The following is a 779-nucleotide window of genomic DNA, read 5'->3' on the forward strand; positions in this document are numbered from 1 at the left end:
TCCGCCCGATGGTCGAGGCCCGGCCCGCGGCCGAGCCCGGCCCGGTGTTCGACGCCGCGATCCGGGCCGATCTCGCCCGCGCCGTCCGGCTGATCGAGGGCGACGTGCCGCGGCTGATCGGCGGCGAGACCGGCTCGGGCAAGGAGCTGTTCGCCCGCGCGGCCCATGCGGCGAGCTCCCGCGCCCGGCGGCCGTTCGTGGCGGTGAACTGCGCGGCGCTGCCCGAGGGCCTGATCGAGGCCGAGCTGTTCGGCTACGAGGAGGGCGCCTTCACCGGCGCGCGCCGCTCGGGCTCGAAGGGCCTGCTCCGGGAGGCGGACGGCGGGGTGCTGCTGCTGGACGAAATCGGCGACATGCCGCTCGCGCTGCAGGCGCGGCTGCTGCGGGTGGTGCAGGAGCGGGCGGTGACGCCGCTCGGCGGCGGCAAGCCCCATCCGGTCGATCTGCGGCTGCTCTGCGCCACCCATCGCGACCTGCGCGCCATGACCGAGAGCGGCGGCTTCCGGGCCGACCTCTATTACCGCGTGGCGCAATACGCCGTGGCGCTGCCGCCGCTGCGCGCCGCCGCCGACCGGCGGGCCGCGGTGCTCGCCTTCTGGGCAACGCTCAAGGTGGAGGGGCGCACCCTCGCCCCCGCCACGCTGGAGCGGATGACGGCCTACGACTGGCCCGGCAACCGCCGGGAGCTGGTGGGCGCCATGAAGGCGCTGATCGCCCTGTCGGAGCCGGGCGACGCGCTGGGCCCGGAGCTTCTGCCCGCGCCGCTGCGCGGGCCGGCC

General features: G+C 77.0%; 1 protein-coding gene. It reads left to right on the forward strand.

The genetic code is table 11. From position 1 onward, the window contains the following. The coding region (locus tag ACFQ4O_RS17960; protein ID WP_378777791.1) for a sigma-54-dependent Fis family transcriptional regulator at window positions 1–779 on the forward strand (779 nt) is incomplete at both ends.

The organism is Methylopila musalis, assembly GCF_042679725.1.
GTDB classification, from domain to species: Bacteria; Pseudomonadota; Alphaproteobacteria; order Rhizobiales; family Methylopilaceae; genus Methylopila; species Methylopila musalis.